18 protein-coding genes and 7 tRNA genes are annotated in these 20,227 nt (G+C 40.7%); 16 read left to right on the forward strand and 9 right to left on the reverse strand.

All coding sequences use genetic code 11. The features are described from left to right. The first annotated feature begins 11 nt into the window (after nt 1-11). Entirely contained in the window at nt 12-773 is a 762-nt protein-coding gene (locus AC0VZ5_RS05445) for a class I SAM-dependent methyltransferase (RefSeq protein ID WP_054202171.1), read from the forward strand. A gap of 14 nt (nt 774-787) precedes the next feature. Here AC0VZ5_RS05445 and rnhA read toward each other — a convergent pair whose 3' ends face one another. Continuing rightward, complete coding sequence (gene rnhA / locus AC0VZ5_RS05450) at nt 788-1,252, reverse strand: ribonuclease HI (protein WP_138606194.1); 465 nt, start codon at nt 1,250-1,252, stop codon at nt 788-790. Nucleotides 1,253-1,320: 68 nt separating this feature from the next. Here rnhA and dnaQ point away from each other — a divergent pair, with 68 nt between their 5' ends. The 11 genes from dnaQ (at nt 1,321) to AC0VZ5_RS05505 (ending at nt 6,467) form a co-directional block, all read left to right on the forward strand. Continuing rightward, the gene (gene dnaQ / locus AC0VZ5_RS05455) at nt 1,321-2,034 is read left to right on the forward strand and encodes a DNA polymerase III subunit epsilon (protein WP_010391424.1); all 714 of its coding nucleotides are present in this window, start codon (nt 1,321-1,323) and stop codon (nt 2,032-2,034) included. A gap of 9 nt (nt 2,035-2,043) precedes the next feature. Next, nucleotides 2,044-3,414, forward strand: coding sequence for a TIGR03503 family protein (locus AC0VZ5_RS05460; RefSeq protein WP_475474531.1), 1,371 nt, complete (start codon nt 2,044-2,046; stop codon nt 3,412-3,414). Nucleotides 3,415-3,512: 98 nt separating this feature from the next. After that, a tRNA-Asp gene (locus AC0VZ5_RS05465) sits at nt 3,513-3,589 on the forward strand. A 27-nt stretch (nt 3,590-3,616) separates the two neighbouring features. Beyond that, nucleotides 3,617-3,693 (forward strand) — tRNA-Asp (locus AC0VZ5_RS05470). 41 nt (nt 3,694-3,734) lie between these two features. Continuing rightward, nucleotides 3,735-3,811 (forward strand) — tRNA-Asp (locus AC0VZ5_RS05475). 32 nt (nt 3,812-3,843) lie between these two features. Next, a tRNA-Asp gene (locus AC0VZ5_RS05480) sits at nt 3,844-3,920 on the forward strand. A gap of 38 nt (nt 3,921-3,958) precedes the next feature. Next, a tRNA-Asp gene (locus AC0VZ5_RS05485) sits at nt 3,959-4,035 on the forward strand. A gap of 37 nt (nt 4,036-4,072) precedes the next feature. Beyond that, a tRNA-Asp gene (locus tag AC0VZ5_RS05490) sits at nt 4,073-4,149 on the forward strand. 54 nt (nt 4,150-4,203) lie between these two features. Further along, a tRNA-Asp gene (locus AC0VZ5_RS05495) sits at nt 4,204-4,280 on the forward strand. Nucleotides 4,281-4,764: 484 nt separating this feature from the next. Then, entirely contained in the window at nt 4,765-5,355 is a 591-nt protein-coding gene (locus AC0VZ5_RS05500; RefSeq protein ID WP_290169374.1) for an ABC transporter ATP-binding protein, read from the forward strand. Beyond that, nucleotides 5,352-6,467 carry a DUF6136 family protein gene (locus tag AC0VZ5_RS05505; protein WP_475474532.1) on the forward strand — a complete coding sequence of 372 codons (1,116 nt, stop codon included), beginning with the start codon at nt 5,352-5,354 and terminating at the stop codon, nt 6,465-6,467. The genes AC0VZ5_RS05500 and AC0VZ5_RS05505 overlap by 4 nt, the downstream gene beginning before the upstream one ends. Here the strand turns inward: AC0VZ5_RS05505 and fadE are convergent, their stop codons facing one another. Further along, on the reverse strand, nt 6,468-8,930 hold the full coding sequence (fadE, locus tag AC0VZ5_RS05510; RefSeq protein WP_010391432.1) for an acyl-CoA dehydrogenase FadE: 2,463 nt from the start codon (nt 8,928-8,930) through the stop codon (nt 6,468-6,470). A gap of 433 nt (nt 8,931-9,363) precedes the next feature. Between fadE and AC0VZ5_RS05515 the strand changes: the two genes are divergently transcribed. Beyond that, a complete protein-coding gene (locus AC0VZ5_RS05515) occupies nt 9,364-10,341 on the forward strand; it encodes a S66 family peptidase (protein WP_232735458.1) in 978 nt (325 codons plus the stop codon). Nucleotides 10,342-10,558: 217 nt separating this feature from the next. Further along, entirely contained in the window at nt 10,559-11,323 is a 765-nt protein-coding gene (locus AC0VZ5_RS05520; protein WP_138609645.1) for a class II glutamine amidotransferase, read from the forward strand. 129 nt (nt 11,324-11,452) lie between these two features. Here AC0VZ5_RS05520 and AC0VZ5_RS05525 read toward each other — a convergent pair whose 3' ends face one another. From AC0VZ5_RS05525 to cmoA, 5 genes are all read right to left on the reverse strand, one after another. Beyond that, nucleotides 11,453-12,250: a DUF3108 domain-containing protein gene (locus AC0VZ5_RS05525; protein WP_232735522.1), complete on the reverse strand. Its 798-nt coding sequence runs from the start codon at nt 12,248-12,250 to the stop codon at nt 11,453-11,455. After that, on the reverse strand, nt 12,204-12,851 hold the full coding sequence (gene purN / locus AC0VZ5_RS05530; RefSeq protein ID WP_198522032.1) for a phosphoribosylglycinamide formyltransferase: 648 nt from the start codon (nt 12,849-12,851) through the stop codon (nt 12,204-12,206). The genes AC0VZ5_RS05525 and purN overlap by 47 nt, the downstream gene beginning before the upstream one ends. Further along, nucleotides 12,851-13,903, reverse strand: a complete 1,053-nt coding sequence (purM, locus tag AC0VZ5_RS05535; RefSeq protein ID WP_475474533.1) for a phosphoribosylformylglycinamidine cyclo-ligase — start codon at nt 13,901-13,903, stop codon at nt 12,851-12,853. The genes purN and purM overlap by 1 nt, the downstream gene beginning before the upstream one ends. Before the next feature lie 196 nt (nt 13,904-14,099). Further along, on the reverse strand, nt 14,100-15,068 hold the full coding sequence (gene cmoB, locus AC0VZ5_RS05540) for a tRNA 5-methoxyuridine(34)/uridine 5-oxyacetic acid(34) synthase CmoB (RefSeq protein ID WP_055011762.1): 969 nt from the start codon (nt 15,066-15,068) through the stop codon (nt 14,100-14,102). A 15-nt stretch (nt 15,069-15,083) separates the two neighbouring features. Next, a complete protein-coding gene (cmoA, locus tag AC0VZ5_RS05545; protein WP_008111640.1) occupies nt 15,084-15,809 on the reverse strand; it encodes a carboxy-S-adenosyl-L-methionine synthase CmoA in 726 nt (241 codons plus the stop codon). A 116-nt stretch (nt 15,810-15,925) separates the two neighbouring features. On the opposite strand from cmoA, the gene AC0VZ5_RS05550 reads away from it, so the two are divergent. After that, complete coding sequence (locus AC0VZ5_RS05550) at nt 15,926-16,609, forward strand: DUF3334 family protein (protein ID WP_178955625.1); 684 nt, start codon at nt 15,926-15,928, stop codon at nt 16,607-16,609. Between the two features lie 162 nt (nt 16,610-16,771). On the opposite strand, the gene AC0VZ5_RS05555 is transcribed toward AC0VZ5_RS05550, so the two are convergent. Both AC0VZ5_RS05555 and AC0VZ5_RS05560 read right to left on the reverse strand, forming a co-directional pair. Beyond that, nucleotides 16,772-17,269 (reverse strand): M48 metallopeptidase family protein, encoded by a 498-nt coding sequence (locus AC0VZ5_RS05555; RefSeq protein ID WP_138609276.1) that lies wholly within the window; start codon nt 17,267-17,269, stop codon nt 16,772-16,774. Between the two features lie 27 nt (nt 17,270-17,296). Continuing rightward, complete coding sequence (locus AC0VZ5_RS05560) at nt 17,297-18,145, reverse strand: DUF72 domain-containing protein (protein ID WP_475474534.1); 849 nt, start codon at nt 18,143-18,145, stop codon at nt 17,297-17,299. Between the two features lie 237 nt (nt 18,146-18,382). Here AC0VZ5_RS05560 and aspS point away from each other — a divergent pair, with 237 nt between their 5' ends. Then, complete coding sequence (aspS, locus tag AC0VZ5_RS05565; RefSeq protein ID WP_475474535.1) at nt 18,383-20,161, forward strand: aspartate--tRNA ligase; 1,779 nt, start codon at nt 18,383-18,385, stop codon at nt 20,159-20,161. Nucleotides 20,162-20,227 lie beyond the last annotated feature (66 nt).

A 20,227-nucleotide genomic window follows, 5' to 3' on the forward strand; every position in this document is an offset into this window, starting at 1 on the left:
GAGCTTATATAATGAAACCAGCCCTTAGTTTTCAAGAAGGTCCCAAACCGTTGTCCTGGCAGCAGTTTCCGCATGGTGATTATTTACGTTGTGATATAGAACGCAAATTGTCGCCGTGGTTACCGCGAATGTTTGGCTATCATATGCTTAAATTAGGTAATTTAAGCGGTGAATTAGACACCAGTAAAAGCTCCATTAAACATCAAGTATGTGTTGCAGAGCTTGGGCCATACACGGGGGTGGTTGCCGATATAGACGAACTGCCTTTTTATGAGCACTCTATAGATGCTTGCATTATGAGCCATTGTTTAGAATATCACTCAGATCCACATCATATTTTACGTGAGGCTCATCGAACCCTTATTCCAGGCGGTTATATCGCCATTACGGGTTTTAATCCGTTTAGCTTTTGTGGGTTAGCGCAGTTACTGCCGTTTAGCCGTCAAAAATTACCGTGGACAGGCCGATTTTTCACACCAGCACGGGTTAAAGATTGGCTAAATTTACTTGGATTTGAAATTGTGGCCGATGAGCGCTTTATTTATTCGTCGTTGGCACGCGGTAATCGCTTATCGCGGTTCGCATTTTGGCGCAGCTTTACCAAGCAATATTTAAAACCTATGGGGAGTGTGTATATGCTGGTGGCACGAAAGCGTGTTGCGCCACTTACGCCAATAAAACCTAAGTGGCATGCTCGCCCACAATTTGCCCCAATAAAAGGGGTAGGGCTTAGGCAAACCTCAAAACAGCATTATCAACAAAATAAAAAATAGCATGATGTAGAGGGTTACGGTTGGTAACCTTCATCATCGAGTAAATTGTTGCTGCTGGCTGCATCACGAGCAAGGTCGTCAACAATTTCGTTATATTTGTGGCCACTGTGGCCTTTTACCCATTTCCAGGTAACGTTGTGCTCGGCACAGGCTTTGTCGAGACGTTTCCATAAATCGACATTTTTAACCGGTTTTTTAGCAGAGGTTTGCCAACCGCGTTTTTTCCAATTGGTGATCCAAGACTCAATACCCTGCTTAACATATTGGCTATCGGTAGTCAGGGTTACAGGGCAGGCACGATTAAGAGATTCTAGCGCCACAATGGCTGCCAGCATTTCCATACGGTTGTTGGTTGTAAGCTTATAACCTTGGCTTAATTTTTTTTCATGGGCTTCATAAATCATAAAAATACCATAACCACCGGGGCCTGGATTACCTAAACACGAACCATCGGTGTAAATCTCTACGGTTTTTTGCACTGTTTTACCTTGATATTATGTACAATAAAGTGATTATAGAAAGATACCAGAGTCAGGCTTAATTCGATATGGCACGCAGACAAATAGTTTTAGATACAGAAACCACCGGCATCGACCCTAAACAAGGGCATCGTATCATTGAGATCGGCTGTGTGGAGCTTATGAATCGCCGGTTAACCGGCAATAATTTTCACGTTTACATTAATCCGCAGCGCAGCATTGAAGAAGAAGCAATCGATGTTCATGGCATTACTAATGAATTTTTACGCGACAAACCGCTTTATCGTGACATTGCCCAAGAGTTTTTTGACTATATTAAAGGGGCTGAGTTAGTTATTCATAATGCGCCGTTCGATATTGGCCATATGGATAATGAATTTGCGTTATTAAACCAAGGCTATCAAAACACCCATAGTTTTTGTGGCGTGCTTGATACCCTTAAAATGGCGCGTGACTTGCATCCAGGACAGAAGAACAACCTTGATGCACTTTGTCGCCGCTATGATGTTGATAACACTAAGCGTACATTACACGGCGCCTTACTGGATTCTGAAATTTTAGCCGATGTTTACCTGGCAATGACCGGTGGACAAGTAAAGCTAAACCTAAATCAGAACAAAGATGACTCAAGTGAAGATCAAAAAGGCGGTATTAGACGCCTAAGTAGCGACAGGGCGCCTTTGGTAGTTATAGCAGCTAACGATGCAGAGCAAAGCGCACATCAAACGCGTTTAGACATTGTACAAAAGGAGGGCGGCCATTGTTTATGGCGCGCTGAATAGGGCATTATTATGAAAACGCTATTAGTAGTTTCACTGCTTTTAATTGCCGTGTGTTTCCACCCCGATGCACACAGCGTAAAGCAAGTTGAAGAGTTAAAAGGCAGCGGTAAACAAAATGAAATCCCGTTACTGGATAACCGTTTTCGTGTTGATGACAAAATTGATGAAATAAAATTAATATTTTTTAGACGCCCAGGATCGCCTGCCGTAATTTTAGTAAGGCCCGATGGCGCTAAATATTTCGCTACCAATGCAGTGAGAAACACCAGTCTTGATTGGTACGACGAATTAAATTACGACTTAGTGGTTATTCGCAATCCCATGCCTGGGCCGTGGCAAGTTATTGGCCAAATAATGCCAGAAAGCCGCATTGTTGTTATTGGTGAGCTATCGCTAAAAGTAGACCCACTGCCTAAAATTCTGTTTCAGGGTGAAACTGTAAAGGTAACTGGTGAGATTTTAAATGATGGCGAGCCGATTCGCGCCAACTTATTTAAAGACGCGGTATCGCTTAATGTAAGCTTTGTGAGCACCAATAATGAAAACTTTGAAAACTTTGGTGCAGGCATACAACAAGTAACTGAATTCAAAGATGATGGCTACGGGTTTGATGAAAGCGCTAAAGACGGTGTCTTTACCGGTGAGTTTACCTTAAATTTCACACCTGGCGAGTGGCGCCCTGAGCTTTATATTACCACTGATGTATTAGAGAGGCGGGTGGTTCAAGAACCTATTGTTGTGCATGAGCCGCCTTTTAGCTTCACCTCCATTGAAGCAACTGAGGAGGGGGAAGATCACCGTATTACGATCAATATTGATGATAAGCTTTTAAAACCTGAAACGGTGATCATGCAAGGTAAAATTTATTACCCCAATGGCGAAGAACAGATATTTTACTTAGATAGCAACAGCACCACAGCAAGAGAGCTGGCTTTACAAGATTATGGTTGGGGACGCTACAACATTGAAATCTCTGTTTTTGGCTCAACAATCAATGACCGAGAGTTTATGGCTACATTGCCAACCTATTTATTTGAAATAGAAAGACCGATAGAAGTGATTCCGGAAATTCCAGTTGCCAGTGTTAGCGAACCAGAAATTATTCCTGTGCCAGTTGTAAAACCAAAAGTAATGGCCACGGGATTAATGGTTAGTTTAATTGTTGGTGGAAATTTAGCCATTTTATTTATAGGTTGGTTATGTATTCGTGTTTTTGTGCAGAACAAACCATTAAAACTTAAATTGAATTTAGCTTTTTTAAATAAAAAGAAAGCTGTTGAGTCAAAAAAAGCTGAACAGCAAAAATCAGATGAACCAGAAAATAGCTCAAAAAATGACAAATCAGGTGGAATTTTAAACCTTTCGATGTCAGATGACTAAAAAACCTGTAAAAAAACAAAAAAGCCCTTGACGAAGTAGGGGCTGGTTCGTATTATTCACGCCGCTGTCAGGGGAGACTCAGACAGAAACGAAAATGCGGAGTGGTAGTTCAGTTGGTTAGAATACCGGCCTGTCACGCCGGGGGTCGCGGGTTCGAGTCCCGTCCACTCCGCCAATTTTCGACAATTTGTAAGTATGCGCTGGAGTGGTAGTTCAGTTGGTTAGAATACCGGCCTGTCACGCCGGGGGTCGCGGGTTCGAGTCCCGTCCACTCCGCCAACACTTACACAACATATGGTTGTAAAACATATTCTTATTATGGAGTGGTAGTTCAGTTGGTTAGAATACCGGCCTGTCACGCCGGGGGTCGCGGGTTCGAGTCCCGTCCACTCCGCCAATAAGAAAAAAATAACAGTTTAAATACGCGCTGGAGTGGTAGTTCAGTTGGTTAGAATACCGGCCTGTCACGCCGGGGGTCGCGGGTTCGAGTCCCGTCCACTCCGCCAACTATTTAAACACTGTTATATTACAAAATTTGTATGCTGGAGTGGTAGTTCAGTTGGTTAGAATACCGGCCTGTCACGCCGGGGGTCGCGGGTTCGAGTCCCGTCCACTCCGCCAACAAATTAAGTAATGACAAGTAAAAAGATATCTCTGCGGAGTGGTAGTTCAGTTGGTTAGAATACCGGCCTGTCACGCCGGGGGTCGCGGGTTCGAGTCCCGTCCACTCCGCCACTTGATATCAGTAATAAAATTAGTAAGTGCATTACCCCATGCACATACCACTGCGGAGTGGTAGTTCAGTTGGTTAGAATACCGGCCTGTCACGCCGGGGGTCGCGGGTTCGAGTCCCGTCCACTCCGCCACTTGTTATTTCCTCAATAACAAGTTAAAAAATACTTCCCTAATTAATAACAGCTAATATATTTTCTATCAGCTATCAGCTATCAGCTATCAGCTATCAGCTATCAGCTATCAGTCACAATTAACAAGTCAGCCTTGATAGGCTTGAGTTAAAAAACACCTAGTTTAATTTTTAGTTTAGTTCAAAGCTTTACGTGTTATCAAAATTCAAATTATCTTTTAAAACAGTTCTTATTGTCCTTAGGCTAAGTCATAACGCCGCAGATGTAAAAAGCTTATCTTTATAGTGAACTATTAGGGTGAATCGCTGTTGATGATACAAACGGTTTCAGAGCTTCTGATGCTGTTTCAACTTGCTATAAAAGGTTTGTCGCTATTAGAAAATGACGCTACTTTATCGTTATTGTTTTTTAAAGCTGTTGGGGTGGGTTTTGTTTATTATAAAAGTTTATTTATAATATAAAGCTGATCTAAAAAGGATATTTTATGATTGAAGTGATTGGCTTAAATAAGCAGTTTGCCGCCAACGTTGTATACCATGATTACAATAAGGTGTTTAGCAGCCAAAAAGTGTGTATTGATGCACCTAACGGCCAAGGCAAAACCACGTTACTTATGATGCTAGCGGGGCTTGAAAAGCCGCAAAGTGGCACATTTTTATTTGCAGGGGAAACACTTAAAGAACTAGATAAACAGGTCGCTATTGCTACTGATCGTATTGCTTTACCAGATTTTTTAACTGCCAATCAAATTATACATTTATCTGTTAGTACACTCGGTTGCCCATGGCCTAATGCAATGGTTAGTGGTTTTAATTTTGGCGAATTTCTTAATACGCGTTTTGATGCATTATCCTCAGGCAATCAAAAAAAGTGCCAGTTAATTTTAGCATTAATGCGCAAGGCACCTTATCTATTACTTGATGAGCCGAGCGCAGCCCTTGATCAGGCAAGCATCCAATATCTTCTTTCCTTACTTGACACTTACTTAGCAGATAAACTAAACGGGCAAATTATTATTACTTGTCACGAACCTACTGTGTTTGTTGAACATGGCTTTGAGCGCATATCGTTATGAATATTGCACCAAGTAAACACCCATTAGCTCAATATAGAGTGTTTATGGGTTACCGGTATTTAGCTTATAACCAAGAGCTTAAGCAATTATTATTACAACTGAAAAGTTTTGGGTTGTTATTTTTAGTGGTGTTAGGCTCATCGATGTTGGGTTTGATATTGCTACTTTTTTTAGGTCTCGGAAAAATTATAGACAGTAGCGCAGCACCACAATACGGTGCACAAATGGCCTTATTTTATTTGTTATTACAAAGTGTGATGCTCAGCGCAATGAAGTCAGCAATTAAAAATAGTCAGCAGCGGCTATTTCAGCAAACTATTGCGCGATCAGTGTGGTTATATTTAGTTGATATTAAATTATTAACGCTAAGCAATGCTTGGTTAATAGCCAGTGTATTAATTGCGCTAGATTTAACGCTATCACAATGGGTTAAAGTACCGCACTTTGTTGTATTTATGTTGTTGCAATTTAGCTTGGGCGTTTTGTGCATATACAAACCCAGCGCACTGATATATGGCTTTATATTTAGCACGATATTAGTGTGTGTTCCTATTTATATGCAACCGCTCACCTATCATATAGGCTTTGCTTTACTGTTTACGCTGAGTCTTTTTGTTCCCGTGGTTAATGTTAACGGGCGAATTGCAGTAAGTTCAATATTTGGTTTTTGGTTTTGTTATTTACTAAACCATAGCTGGGTACTTGTTTGGCGCGTGTCGCTACTTTTATGTATATTTATGGCATCAGCGGCACTAATAAACGAACGTGCTGATTTGGTACCTATACTCGTAGTGTTGACCATGGCTTTTATTGTGCTCTTTAGTAGCTCTTTGCAATTTGATTGCGGTAAAGTTCACGAGCAGTATCGATTGTTTTTTAAAACATGCCAGCGAGAACGTGCCTTTTATATTAGCCAGTTTTTACCTAGCCTATTGCTGTTTTTAGTAGCAACGATAAGTTATAGCGTTATTTTTGGTCACATTAATATTGCATTATTTTCTATTGGTAATATGTGGTGTGTAATACAGGTTTACTTTGCGCAAAAAAAACCAGCGCATTATGCGCTGGTTTGGCTAATTTTAGCAGGGTTAATGCTAGCTTTACTAAATTAGTTAAGCAGCATCTGCCTTTTTAGCTTTAGCTTTGCTATTACGCGCTGCTTTGCCGGCAAGTAAATCTGCAGGGTCAAAGTCATCAACGTTAATCACGTCTAGACGATCTTTTTCAACTGCAGCAAGCTTATCGGCTTCTGCTTGGCTTAAAATACCCGCTTCTAAACCCATTTGCGCCACTTTATCAAGCTGGAAGAATGGCAGCTTTACGCCTTTCTCCTTACATACACGCTCAAACAATGGCTCTACTTCTAGAACGTCTTTAAGCGTTTGCTCTTGACGGCCTACAAGGTTAAGCGGTTCGTTTGTAAGGTATACATAGCTTGCTAAACGATTACGTGTTTCGCTAGGAACTTGTAACAACTGCGCTAGTTTGTGCTCAAGTTTGTCGGTAGGTTTACGAACCGGACGACCAAACGGGAATAACAATACTTTTAAAACACCACGTAGTGGAGCCGACGGCATGTTATTGATTAAGTCAGCAAGTGCACGCTGGCAGTGGTAAAGGTGATCCTGACAGCTCCATTGAACCAATGCAAAATCTTCTTTTTTACGGCCTTCGTCGTTGTAACGTTTTAGCGTTGCAGATACTAAGTAAAGGTAACTTAATAAGTCGCCTAAACGTGCTGAAATACGTTCTTTACGTTTAAGAGAACCACCAAATACCGCCATGCTAATGTCTGACATAAGTGCAAGTGATGCACTAAAGCGAGACGCAATACGGTAAAACTCTGCCGTTTCGTCTTTGTATGGCACGCTAGTAAAGCGAGCGCCAGTAAGCGCAAGCCACTTAGTACGTACTAGGTTAGACATGGTAAAGCCAATGTGACCCATTAGCGCTTTATCAAATACGTTAAGCGCTTCTTCGCGGTCTTCAATTTCACACGCACCTAGCTCTGTAAGTACAAATGGATGACAACGAATTGCACCTTGACCATAAATAATCATATTACGGGTCAAGATGTTTGCACCTTCAACGGTAATGGCAATAGGTGCACCTTGATAGCCACGACCCAAATAGTTATTTGGCCCAAGCATGATCCCTTTACCGCCTAGCACGTCCATCGCATGAATGGTTGAATCGCGCATTTGCTCGGTAAGGTGGTACTTAATAATCGCCGACACAACTGATGGCTTCTCGCCTAAATCAACCGCGCCCGTAGACATGCTTACTGCAGCGTCTGAGCTGTAAGCATAACCAGCAAGTTTAGCCATTGATTCTTCCACCCCTTCCATTTTACCAATAGGTAAGCGGAATTGACGACGAATACGACTATAAGCACCGGTTGCTACTGCAATCATTTTAATGCCACCGGCTGAATTTGACGGCAACGTAATTGCACGACCAACCGATAAACATTCAACTAGCATACGCCAGCCTTGACCAGCCATTTCTGGGCCGCCAATAATGTAATCAAGTGGAACAAAAATATCTTTACCGCGAGTAGGGCCATTTTGGAACGGCACATTAAGCGGGAAGTGACGACGACCAATTTCTACCCCAGGGGTATCTGTTGGGATAAGTGCACAGGTAATACCTGGCTCTTTAACGTCGCTTAATAATCCATCAGGATCTTGTAACTTAAATGCTAGACCAAGTACCGTAGCTACAGGCGCAAGTGTTATGTAACGTTTGTTCCATGTAAGGCTTACACCCACTACTTCTTCGCCATTCCATTGCCCTTTACAAACTACACCGTAGTCTGGAATTGAGCTTGCATCAGAACCCGCCTCTGGCGAGGTAAGTGCAAAACATGGAATTTCTTGACCGCTTGCTAAACGCGGTAAGTAATGATTTTTTTGGTCTTCAGTACCATAGTGCTGTAATAGCTCGCCTGGACCTAACGAGTTAGGTACACCAACAATTGACGAAAGCAATGTTGATTTACTGGTTAGTTTTTGCAGTACACACGATTGTGCAAATGCAGAGAATTCTAAGCCGCCGTATTCCTTTTTAATGATCATGGCAAAGAACTTGTTATCTTTTAGATATTGCCATACATCCTGAGGTAAATCAGTCAGCTCATGCGTAGCTTCCCAATCATCAAGCATACTACATACAACTTCAACAGGGCCGTCGATAAATGCCTGCTCTTCAATAGTAAGTTTTGGAACTGGATACTGGTGAAGCTTTTTCCAATCTGGATTACCACAAAATAAATCCGCTTCCCACCACGTAGTACCGGCATCAATAGCTGACTTTTCGGTGTCAGACATGCTCGGTGTTACTTTTTTAAAGATGGTGAAAATAGGTTTGATAATGTATTGCTGGCGAATACCAGTAACAGAAAGAGGCACTGCGATGATTAAAAAGATCACCCAGCTAATTAAACCAAAAGCACCAGCAAAGGTACCAATTAATAATGTTGCGGCAGAAACACCAAGTGCTGTGTTCCAACTCGCTCTGTGGTAAAGCGCAATGCTGAGCAGTGCGATTAAACCAAGTGTAAATATGAGTGTCATTGCTAATTCCTTAATAGAGGTCAGACCACCTCGTTTAGAGTAGCGCTAGTAACGCTAAGTTTCAAGTACATTACTTAGATTAAAGTGTAGTTATCGGTACGATTATTACAATCCGTTGTATGTTATACGAACAGTTTGACAGTAATCGTTTATTTTGGCTTGTTATAAAAAATATAAGCGTTAAAAAATCACTTAATCTAATAGTAATATAAGTTTAATTAAGTAAATATACTTATGATGTTCAGTGTACGCTTATTAAAAATAGAACGATATTAATTGATATCGTTCACGACACCATTTACCGCCGTTTTTGTGTGTTATAAACAATCAAAGTGTTGTGCTTAAGCTGTGAAGGAGCTAAGAGTCGAGAAATGATACATAGTATATTAGATAATATTGAATGATTAATTAGTAGTATTTGGTAGGAGGTAAATTGATAATACCTAATAAATTAAAAATGAATGATGAGGTTAGGATAATTGCGCCTTCAAGAAGTTTATCAATTATTGACAAAGAGACTCGAGAAATAGCAAATAAAAGATTTGAAGAGCTTGGCCTCAAATTATCATTTTCAAAAAACTGTGAATTAATAGATGATTTCTCATCTTCATCCATAGAAGAAAGAATTGAAGATTTACATGAAGCATTCTTAGATAAAAAAGTAAAAGCTATCTTTACTGTTATCGGGGGCGATAATGTAAATCAATTACTAAAGTATATTGACTATACGATTGTTAAAAGAAATCCAAAAATTATTTGTGGTTATTCTGATACTACAGCTTTATCAAATGCAATATTTCATAAAACTGGACTAGTAACTTACTCTGGGCCTGCATACTCAACTTTGGGAATGCTCAAGGGGATTGACTTTTCAATAAATTATATTAAAAAGTGTTTATTCTCAAGTGCTCCTTATGAAGTTATAAATCCAGCACAGTGGAGTGATGACTTATGGTTTATAGATCAGGAAAAAAGAAACTTTTATAAAGACAATGGTATAAAAGTTTTAAACCATGGCAAAGCAGAAGGAAAAATAGTTGGAGGGAACCTTTGCACTTTAAATTTACTTCAAGGAACTGAATTTATGCCTGATTTAACAAATTCTGTATTATTTATTGAAGATGATGAGTTAACATCCCCTTCAAACTTTGACAGAGATCTTCAATCATTAATTCATCAAAAACATTTCGATAAAGTTAAAGGAATAGTCATTGGGAAATTTCAATTAAAGTCAGAAGTATCTGAGGTCTTACTTAAAAAAATTATAAAATCTAAGCGAGAGCTAGCGTCAATCCCCGTGCTTTATAATTTAAACTTTGGACATACAACACCCCATATATGTTTTCCTATTGGTGGATTTGTGAAAATAGATACGGAAAGTTATAAACAGATAATAATAGAAAAACATTAGCTAAGAAATATTCGAGTCAATAGCCTTAATATAATTATCAATATAAATTTGTATCCACTTGCTAACGCTCTTCAGCTGTTTAACAATAACGTCATTAAAGAAATAAAAATAAATTATATGCACACAAAAATCCAAAGTGAAACCAAAACTGTGACCGCGTGCCAGATTTAATTGTTTATTTAGTTTTAATTTATTGAATTTAAGGTTTATTTATTTTATGTGTGAATTACTTGGCATGTCAGCCAATGTGCCAACGGATATTTGTTTTAGTTTTTCAGGGTTGTTGGAGCGTGGTGGAAACACGGGACCGCACAAAGACGGCTGGGGCATTACTTTTTATGAAGGTAAAGGCTGCAGAACCTTTAAAGATCCAGAGCCCAGTTACCAGTCAGAAATAGCAAAGCTGGTAAAAGCGTACCCAATTAAAAGCGTATCGGTTATTAGTCATATTCGCCAAGGAAACCGTGGGCGGGTGTGTCTTGAAAACACTCATCCGTTTACCCGAGAGTTGTGGGGGCGCGAAATAACCTATGCACACAATGGGCAGCTTTCAAATTATCACGATTTAAAACCAGAGTATTATCGCCCTGTGGGAAACACCGACAGTGAACTCGCTTTTTGTTGGTTACTTGACAAAATTCGCGAAAAATACCCAAAGCGCCCAAGTAATATGGCGTCGGTTTTTAGATATGCCGCCAAGCTTTCACATACACTGCGTGAAAAGGGCGTATTTAATATGTTATTGACCGATGGTGTATTTGTTTTAGCGTATTGTACTAATAACTTACATTATATAACGCGCCGTGCGCCATTTGGTAAAGCTACATTGATTGATGCTGACATGGTGATCGACTTTCAACAAGAAACCACACCAAACGATGTAGTAACGGTTATAGCAACAAGGCCATTAACTAATGATGAGCGCTGGCAAAAAATGCAGCCAGGAGAGTTTGCGTTATTTAAAATGGGTGAATTAATGTAGCTTGGGTAGCTAGAGTGAAACGAAACCCGACTCAAAGTTTCAAATTGATAAAGTGTATAAGTGTTAAAAATGAAAAACCCAAGTTATGTTTGTCACACTTGGGCCTTTCATTTGCACCTTGTAAGCAATTTACTCTGGTGTTATTTCGTTTTTCACTTCTGCAGGTAAAGCAGGTGGGTTGATCACGGTAAACGATTTCATTTGCACTTCAAACTGCTCCACACCTTTTTCACCCTTCCACATGCGCACTAGCATGTAATCCATTTCTGGGGCAAACCAGGCTAAAGCTTGGCGTTTATCGTTATCGTATAAGCGTTTAACTTTCACTGCTTCTACATTACCTATAGGCAGAGAAATCATTTCGGTTTCTACCACTTCAAAGTCGTAGTCACGGCAATTACCTTTTTTATCAACCAACGGAAACGAGAAGTTGGTTTTGCCTTTTTTAAGACCTTCACGAACTTGTACTTGATAAGAAATACCATCTTGGAAGTTATCATGCCATTGGCATTTTAACGGGTAATCGCTGGTGTTACTGGTAACCGTTTTGGTTTGACGGTCAAAGTTAATTTCATACTTTTTGTCAGGCCCAGTGCCTGTGCGGATCATAGCGTACTGAATTGGCTCTACGTTATCATTTATAAAGCTAAAGGTTGATGATTCTTGACGTGAGTCAGAGAAAATCATCCATTCAATATCACTGTGGTAAGTGACTTGGTAGTTATTATTATCGAGTTTTTTTAGTTCACGCTCGGCTTTGCCGTGATTAGTGCCTTTGCGCAAAATGTCATAACTAGCTTGATACTGGGTTAACTCGCCTGCAATCAGGCTGGTAGGAAGTAATAAAGTGCCCGCACATAATAGCCAAGCACTTAATTTTTTATTTTGGGTAGTGCGCGCCGTGTGCAGGAAGTTGTTTTTCGTCAAGAACTGCATAATCTGCTTCCATCGTAAGTCGTTGTTCACTGAACCACTTGACCACCAAAGGATAAATTATGTGCTCTTGCGCATGCACACGTTTAGCGAGCGTGTCTGCTGTATCGTTCGCTAATACAGGCACTTTAGCTTGAAGAATAACCGGTCCGCCATCTAATTCTTCAGTTACAAAGTGAACACTAACGCCGTGAACGTCGTCTTTTGCATCAATTGCTCTTTGGTGGGTATTCAGCCCCTGGTACTTAGGCAACAAAGATGGATGAATGTTCAACATTTTTCCAACATATTTTTGCACTAAGCTAGGAGTTAGAATACGCATAAACCCAGCTAATACAACTAGATTTGGTTCAAAAGAGTCAATTATATGCATTAACTGGGCATCGTAAGCTTCGCGTGAGTCAAACTCTTTATGACTCAGTACTTGCGTAGCAATGCCTGCATTTTTTGCACGCTCTAACCCATATGCGTCTGCTTTATTACTAATAACAGCCGCAATATGAGCGTTTATCTCGCCGCTTTCACAGGCATCAATAATGGCTTGTAAATTTGAGCCACTGCCTGAGATCAAAACTACTAGACGAGTGGGTGCCATTACGCAGCACCACCTACAATTTCAACTTGCTCTTCGCCAGCAACCGCATCTTGAATCTCACCAAGGTGCCATGCGTTTTCGCCAAGATCTTTTAAAATGTTTAAACTGTTATCAAGTTGATCTGCAGGTACAACTAACACCATACCTACGCCACAGTTGAATGTGCGGTACATTTCGTGAGTGGTAATATTGCCATTTTCTTGCAACCAGCTAAACACACTTGGCCACTGCCAGCTATCACCTTTAACAACCGCTTTAGCAGATTCAGGTAATACGCGTGGGATATTTTCCCAAAAACCGCCACCAGTAATATGTGAAAGAGCATGCACGTCTACTTGCTTGAACAACTCAAGTAATGGTTTAACGTAAATACGTGTTGGTTCTAAAAGGTGCTCACCTAAGGTTTTGCCATCAATCACTTGATTAGTATCAGCGTTAGAGACTTCTAATACTTTACGAATTAGTGAGAAACCGTTTGAGTGTGGACCACTAGAAGCAAGCGCAATTAGCTGATCGCCTGCGGCTACTTTAGTGCCATCAATAATTTTTGATTTTTCTACCACACCGGTACAAAAGCCTGCCATGTCGTAGTCTTCACCATCATACATACCTGGCATTTCAGCTGTTTCGCCACCAATTAGGGCACAACCTGAAATTTCACAACCTTTACCAATACCGGTTACTACGTCGGCTGCTGTGTCTACATCTAGTTTACCCGTTGCATAGTAATCTAGAAAAAACAGGGGTTCAGCGCCTTGTACTATTAAATCATTTACACACATCGCAACTAAGTCGATACCTACGGTATCGTGCTTTTTAAGGTCAATTGCTAAACGTAACTTAGTGCCAACACCGTCAGTGCCTGCTACAAGTACGGGTTGCTTATAACCTTCAGGAATTTCGCAAAGTGCGCCAAAACCACCAATTCCGCCCATCACTTCAGGACGACGAGTTTTTTTAACTACGCCTTTAATACGCTCAACAAGTGCATTACCAGCGTCGATATCTACGCCCGCGTCTTTATAGCTTAGAGACTGTTTTTGTTCGCTCACAGGTTTTCCTCAAAATAGTTGTTTTGATGCTTACTTAGAAACGCGCGTATTTTACAACAATTGCAAGGGCGCGGCTAGTTGAAATCTGGATTTGATTTTAAAGACAAGGACACTTGTCCGCTAGTTGCTGTATTAGTAACCAAAAAAAGCGCCCAATGGCGCTTTTTAACATGAAAATAAAAGTTAATACTACAAATTAGGCTTTTGCTGTAAGTATCGCTCTAAGTGGAGCAGGGTAGCCTTCAATGGTTTTACTGGTGTCAGTAGGGTCTAAAAAGTCAACTAAAGATTCGTTTTCCATCCAGTCAGTTTTACGCTGCTCGTCGAGCGTTGTAATAGCACAATCTTTAATTTTCACATCTTTAAAGCCAACACGTTCCATCCACAGCTTTAGTGCCGCAGTGCTTGGAATAAACCATACATTACGCATTTTTGCGTAGCGGTCGGTCGGTACTAAAACGGTGTTTTCATCGCCTTCAATAACTAAAGTTTCAAGTACTAGCTCACCACCAGGGCGAAGCTGTGCCTTTAATTGCGCTAAAAAGTCGATAGGTGAGCGACGGTGATAAAGTACTCCCATCGAAAATACCGTATCAAATGCTTTAAGCTCTGGTAGGGCTTCTACACCTAATGGCAATAAATGCACGTTTTCATCAGGGTTAAAGTGTTTAATTGCCTGAAACTGACATAAAAATAAGTCAGATGGGTCAATACCCACCACAAACTGAGCACCTTCACCGCGCATACGCCATAGGTGATATCCCGAGCCACAACCAATATCTAATACAGTACGGCCTTTTAATGGCTCAATATGCGGTAGGAGTCGATCCCATTTCCAGTCACTGCGCCATTCTGTATTAATATCGATACCGTGCACATTAAATGGACCTTTTCGCCAAGGCATCATTCGTTTTAATAAATGCGTGGTTTGCTTTTTTTCGCCTTCAGTCATTTCGCCAGGCGCGCCTATTGCTACTTTGCTGACAATATCAACTTGGTTTGTTGATACCTCAGGTAAGTTTTTTAGTACTTTTTGCCATTGAGGCAAATCGCCATGGCTAGCCTCTTGTTGCCAATGCTTTAATTGCGCAGGCAAGGTTTCTAGCCAGTGGCTAAGTGGGCTTTGTGCAATAGCAGCGTAAAATTGGTTAAACCATGCAGACATGTGTCACTCTCTAAATTATTTAATTGCTACCATTGAGCAAAAATTAAAACATTGATACCACACTTGCGTTTGGCTAAAACCAATGTCGCTTAAACGTTGTGTATGTGTGCTAAGTGTATCGGGGCGCATTACGTTTTCAATGGCGGTACGCTTTTGGCTTATTTCTAGCTCAGAGTAGCCATTATGACGTTTAAAGTCGTGGTGCAAGTCAATCAGTAAGTTATCACATTGCTCGTTTTCGGCTTTAATTTTTTCACTTAATAGCAAAACGCCACCGGGCTTTAAATTAGCGTATATTTTTTCAAGTACCGCTTTGCGCTGCGCAGGTGGAATAAACTGCAGAGTAAAATTCATCGCTACTACTGAGGCATTTTGAATATCAAGCTCGTTAATATCACCCAAGGTAACCGTTACAGGAACATCAGATCTGAACCCTTGTAAATGGACCTTACAACGCTCCACCATGGCTTGTGAGTTATCTACAGCAATAATGTGGCAGCTATCAGTTTGAATATTACGGCGCATACTTAGGGTAACCGCCCCTAACGAGCAGCCTAGGTCATACAAATTTGAATTTGGCTGAGCATACTCACCGGCTAATTTCCCCATAGTACTGACTATGGTGGCGTAACCGGGTACCGAGCGTTGGATCATGTCGGGAAATACTTCAACCACATTTTGATCAAAACTAAAGTCTTTTACTTGTTGCTCAGAGGCATAAATACTGTCTTTTATACTCACGAAGGCAGTCTCTTTGAAAATAATAGTGCTATTTTAACATTTTATACTGGATAGTCAGTGATAAATTCAGTAGCTTGACTAGAATTATGAAGAATAAGTATAAAAGAGATTATTAAATGAGCAAAAGTAAAGTTATTAGCACCGACGATATATTAGCAACATTATGCCACTCAGTAACGGGTGTACTTTCATCAGCCAGCGGCAACGAGATCAGCTATTCAGCCATGGTACAAAAAATTACTCGTACTTGTATGCGACCAGACATAGGCTGTTTTGTTTTATTTGATGGGGGCTTTACCGGTTTAGTCGTTACCAACTTTACGGCGCAAGCTGCGATGGAAATTTACGGCGACTATATGCGTAATATGGGCATGCCAGAAGAGGAGATCGCGCATAGTCACTTATCTGATGACGTTTCAAACGTGATGGGTGAGTTGATGAACCAAATAGTGGGCGACTTCACGTCAAAAGTGCGTGAACAGCTACATACCTCTATTACCCAAAATCAGCCAAAAATGATGGCTATTAACAAGCAAGTGCAAATATCGGTTGATACCACTATGGATCGTCCGCAAGCACGCCGTGTAACGTTTACCACTCGCAACCAAAATATCTTCTATTTAGAGTTGGCGATGGATAAAACAGAGTTTATTAAACTTCACGATTTTGACATTGTAGAAGCCATAGACCCAGACGACATTATCGCAAACGAAGCCAAGCAAAAAGCGGATAAGGAAAAAGCAAAACAGCCAAAGCAAGATGATAGCGACGACGACTTTATGGCCGAATTAGGGCTTTAACGTTTTTACGTAGGTTGGGTTGAGTGAAACGAAACCCAACGAGCTTTTGAGCTGTCAGCTTGTAGCTATTAGTAAATTATAAAAACGCGGTTTAGCATCGCGTTTTTTATTTTTGAGTGCTTTAGTTATGATTCAATACGTAATTATATTTTGGCTGATCGCTCAATTATAGGGATTTTCACCCATCGCAATAGCTACACAAAAAATCCGTAAATCCAACTCTAGCTGATGGTACTCTGGCTCCATATGGCAACACAGGGCGTAAAAGCTTTTATTATGATCTTTTTCTTTAAAATGCGCGAGTTCGTGCACCACCAATGCTTTTAATAACGGCTCTGGCGCGCGCAGTAAATCGCTGTTGATGGCTAAATCATGCTTGCGGGTTTTACCTTGCATACGGTACGTGTGGGTACCGAGCGCATTGGTAACCATATCACCTTGTTTTTTAAACGCAGCGCGGCCAAACGGCGGGGCGTTTTTTAAATACTGTTTTTTAAGCTCAGTGGCGTAGCTATACAGTAACTTATCACTGGTAATACGATGCGCCTGTGGGTACTTTTTAAGTAAATACTCACTTACCTTTCCTGCTTTTATTAGTCCTAATACTTGCTCAACGATATTGGCAGGGTAGCCGGTAAAGTAACGTGCGTATTCACTCATTATTGTCTCTGTATTTTGAATTTATTTTTAAAAAAGTGCTTGCTGGTGGGCTTCTTTTTCGCCACTAAATGGGTTGAGTACGTTGTGATTATACCCCAAATCTTGGCAAAACTGGCGAGCCAGTAAAGGCGCTTCGCGGTTATCCGCAGTATGAAAAAACACATAGGGGCTTTTACCTTCATCTAACCATTGGGTTACTTTGCTAAGCCAAGGCTGATAAAAGGTCTTATAATCGTTTTTTAAATCAGCAATAACAAAGCGTGCCATAGGCTCTGAGCCCGTAGCAATAGCGTGTACCGGTAAATAAGGCTTTTTTTGTTGTGCATCTATGAGTGCTTCGGTTGTGGGTTTAACCGCAAATAATGCGCGGGTATCCATTGCAATGCGGTTTATATTGTGTGCCATTAAAAGCTGATTAAGCGCGATTTCGGCCTCACCTTTTTTGAAAAAATCAGGGTGGCGTACCTCAACCCCATAGTTTAGCTCTTTAGGAAGTAACTCAATAAAAGCGGCAAGCTTCGCTAAATGCTGTGGGGCAAACGCTTTAGGTAATTGCAGCATTATTTGCCCTGATTTTTCAAATAGCGGGGCGAATAAATTAAGCCAATTAGTTAGCTCATGTTGCACGTTAGTAAGTTGGAGTTCATGACTAAAGCGCCGATGAAATTTAAAGGTAAATTTAAACTCATCAGGTACACTGGCAGCCCAGCGTAATACAGTGTCAGGTGAGGGGTCGGCGTAAAAGCTAGTATTACCTTCTACCGAATTAAAATGCTGCGCATATTCGCTAAGCATATCGGCATTTTTACACTGGCGTGAAAATAAGTTTCCTTTCCATGCGTTGCTCGACCACTGCGGGCATCCAATATATAGCATACAAACAAAAGCCTTGTTATAAAGTGCCGGTAGTGTAACAAATAACAAAACGGTGCGCTGTAAATTCAACCCCGAAAGGTAAACACGCCCTAGCATCTTCAACCGACTTGGGTATAATGCAGGGCTTAATTTGATTATTTTGAATTGCTAGCGGTTTTATTTTCATTTTGGTGTTTATAAAAACTTTTAAAACAACAGTGTTTAACCGCTATATGCCTTTTATCTGACAGGAAAACTATGCGCTCTATATACTGCGGACAGCTAAATAAAACTCACGTAGATCAGGAAGTTGAACTATGTGGCTGGATCAACAAACGACGTGACCTTGGCGGACTTATCTTTGTCGATTTACGTGATAGAGAAGGTTTAGTACAAGTTGTATTCGATCCGGAAGTTGAAGGATTAATGGAAACAGCTAACAAACTTCGTCAAGAATTTTGTGTTCAGTTAAAAGGGATTGTACGCGCACGCCCAGATAGCCAAGTAAATAAAGACATGGCAACTGGCGAAGTAGAAATTTTAGGCACGGGTTTAACTATTATTAACCGCTCTGAGCCTATGCCACTTGATTTTAACCAAGTGAACTCAGAAGAGCGTCGTTTAAAATACCGTTACTTAGATTTACGTCGTTTAGAAATGAGCGACCGCATTAAATTACGTGCTAAAGCAAGCAGCTTTGTACGTCGCTTTTTAGATGAAAATGGCTTTTTAGATATCGAAACGCCAGTACTAACTAAAGCAACGCCAGAAGGTGCGCGCGATTACTTAGTACCAAGTCGTGTTCATAAAGGTAGCTTTTACGCATTACCGCAGTCGCCACAGTTATTTAAGCAATTGTTGATGATGTCGGGTTTTGACCGTTACTACCAAATTGTTAAATGTTTCCGTGATGAAGACTTACGTGCTGACCGTCAACCTGAATTTACTCAAATAGATTTAGAAACCTCGTTCATGAGCTCTGATCAAGTACGTGGTATGACAGAGAAAATGATCCGTGAAATGTGGCAGTCATTACTAAATGTTGATTTAGGTGATTTCCCAATTATGCCTTACTCTGAGGCAATGAGCTTATATGGTTCTGATAAGCCAGACTTACGTAACCCAATGAAGCTTATTGATGTAGCTGATTTAGTAAAAGACGTAGAATTTAAAGTATTCTCAGGCCCAGCAAACGATGAAAAAGGCCGTGTTGCAGTATTAACTGTACCAGGTGGTGCATCTCTTTCTCGTAAGCAACTAGATGATTACACTAAGTTTATTGGTATTTACGGTGCTAAAGGCTTGGCATGGATGAAAGTAAATGACCGTGATGCAGGCGTTGATGGCGTGCAATCGCCAATCGCTAAATTCTTAAATGAAGATGTGATCACGCAGTTACTTGAACGTACTAATGCACAAACAGGCGATATCATTTTATTTGGTGCGGATAAACGCAACACCGTAAATGAAGCCATGGGCGCACTTCGTTTAAAAATTGGTATTGATTTAGAAATCACTAATTTAGATAGCTGGGCACCACTTTGGGTTGTTGACTTCCCAATGTTTGAAGAAGATGACGAAGGCACATTACACGCTGTACACCATCCATTTACTGCACCAAAAGATATTAGTGCAAGTGAGCTTGAAGCAAACCCAGCAGCGGCTATTTCAGATGCTTACGATATGGTATTAAACGGCTACGAAGTGGGCGGTGGCTCGGTACGTATTCACAATGCAGATATGCAAGAAGCGGCATTTAGAATTTTAGGTATTGAAGCGCAAGAGCAGCAAGATAAATTTGGTTTCTTACTTGATGCACTTAAATACGGCACACCACCGCATGCTGGTTTAGCGTTCGGTTTAGACCGTTTAGTTATGCTGCTATGTGGTACTGATAACATTCGTGACGTTATTGCTTTCCCTAAAACAACACAGGCATCGTGCTTATTAACCGATGCGCCTAGCAAAGCAAACAGCGATTCGCTGACAGAGCTTGCTATTAGTGTAGTTGAGAAAGAATTACCAAGCGCAGAATGAAACCCTAGTGTTTAGTTAGATCAAAACCCCTTAGGCTAAATACCTAAGGGGTTTTTTGTTTGGCAT

It is taken from the genome of Pseudoalteromonas sp. QJM3NY_12 (assembly GCF_056173165.1).

What these genes read in the sequence shown, in the direction of transcription:
- AC0VZ5_RS05445 (WP_054202171.1), top strand. Translation starts at nt 12, where the DNA reads ATGAAACCAGCCCTTAGTTTTCAAGAAGGTCCCAAACCGTTGTCCTGG.
- dnaQ (WP_010391424.1), top strand. Translation starts at nt 1,321, where the DNA reads ATGGCACGCAGACAAATAGTTTTAGATACAGAAACCACCGGCATCGAC.
- AC0VZ5_RS05460 (WP_475474531.1), top strand. Translation starts at nt 2,044, where the DNA reads ATGAAAACGCTATTAGTAGTTTCACTGCTTTTAATTGCCGTGTGTTTC.
- AC0VZ5_RS05500 (WP_290169374.1), top strand. Translation starts at nt 4,765, where the DNA reads ATGATTGAAGTGATTGGCTTAAATAAGCAGTTTGCCGCCAACGTTGTA.
- AC0VZ5_RS05505 (WP_475474532.1), top strand. Translation starts at nt 5,352, where the DNA reads ATGAATATTGCACCAAGTAAACACCCATTAGCTCAATATAGAGTGTTT.
- fadE (WP_010391432.1), bottom strand. Translation starts at nt 8,930, where the DNA reads ATGACACTCATATTTACACTTGGTTTAATCGCACTGCTCAGCATTGCG.
- AC0VZ5_RS05520 (WP_138609645.1), top strand. Translation starts at nt 10,559, where the DNA reads ATGTGTGAATTACTTGGCATGTCAGCCAATGTGCCAACGGATATTTGT.
- purN (WP_198522032.1), bottom strand. Translation starts at nt 12,851, where the DNA reads ATGGCACCCACTCGTCTAGTAGTTTTGATCTCAGGCAGTGGCTCAAAT.
- cmoB (WP_055011762.1), bottom strand. Translation starts at nt 15,068, where the DNA reads ATGTCTGCATGGTTTAACCAATTTTACGCTGCTATTGCACAAAGCCCA.
- AC0VZ5_RS05550 (WP_178955625.1), top strand. Translation starts at nt 15,926, where the DNA reads ATGAGCAAAAGTAAAGTTATTAGCACCGACGATATATTAGCAACATTA.
- AC0VZ5_RS05555 (WP_138609276.1), bottom strand. Translation starts at nt 17,269, where the DNA reads ATGAGTGAATACGCACGTTACTTTACCGGCTACCCTGCCAATATCGTT.
- AC0VZ5_RS05560 (WP_475474534.1), bottom strand. Translation starts at nt 18,145, where the DNA reads ATGCTATATATTGGATGCCCGCAGTGGTCGAGCAACGCATGGAAAGGA.
- aspS (WP_475474535.1), top strand. Translation starts at nt 18,383, where the DNA reads ATGCGCTCTATATACTGCGGACAGCTAAATAAAACTCACGTAGATCAG.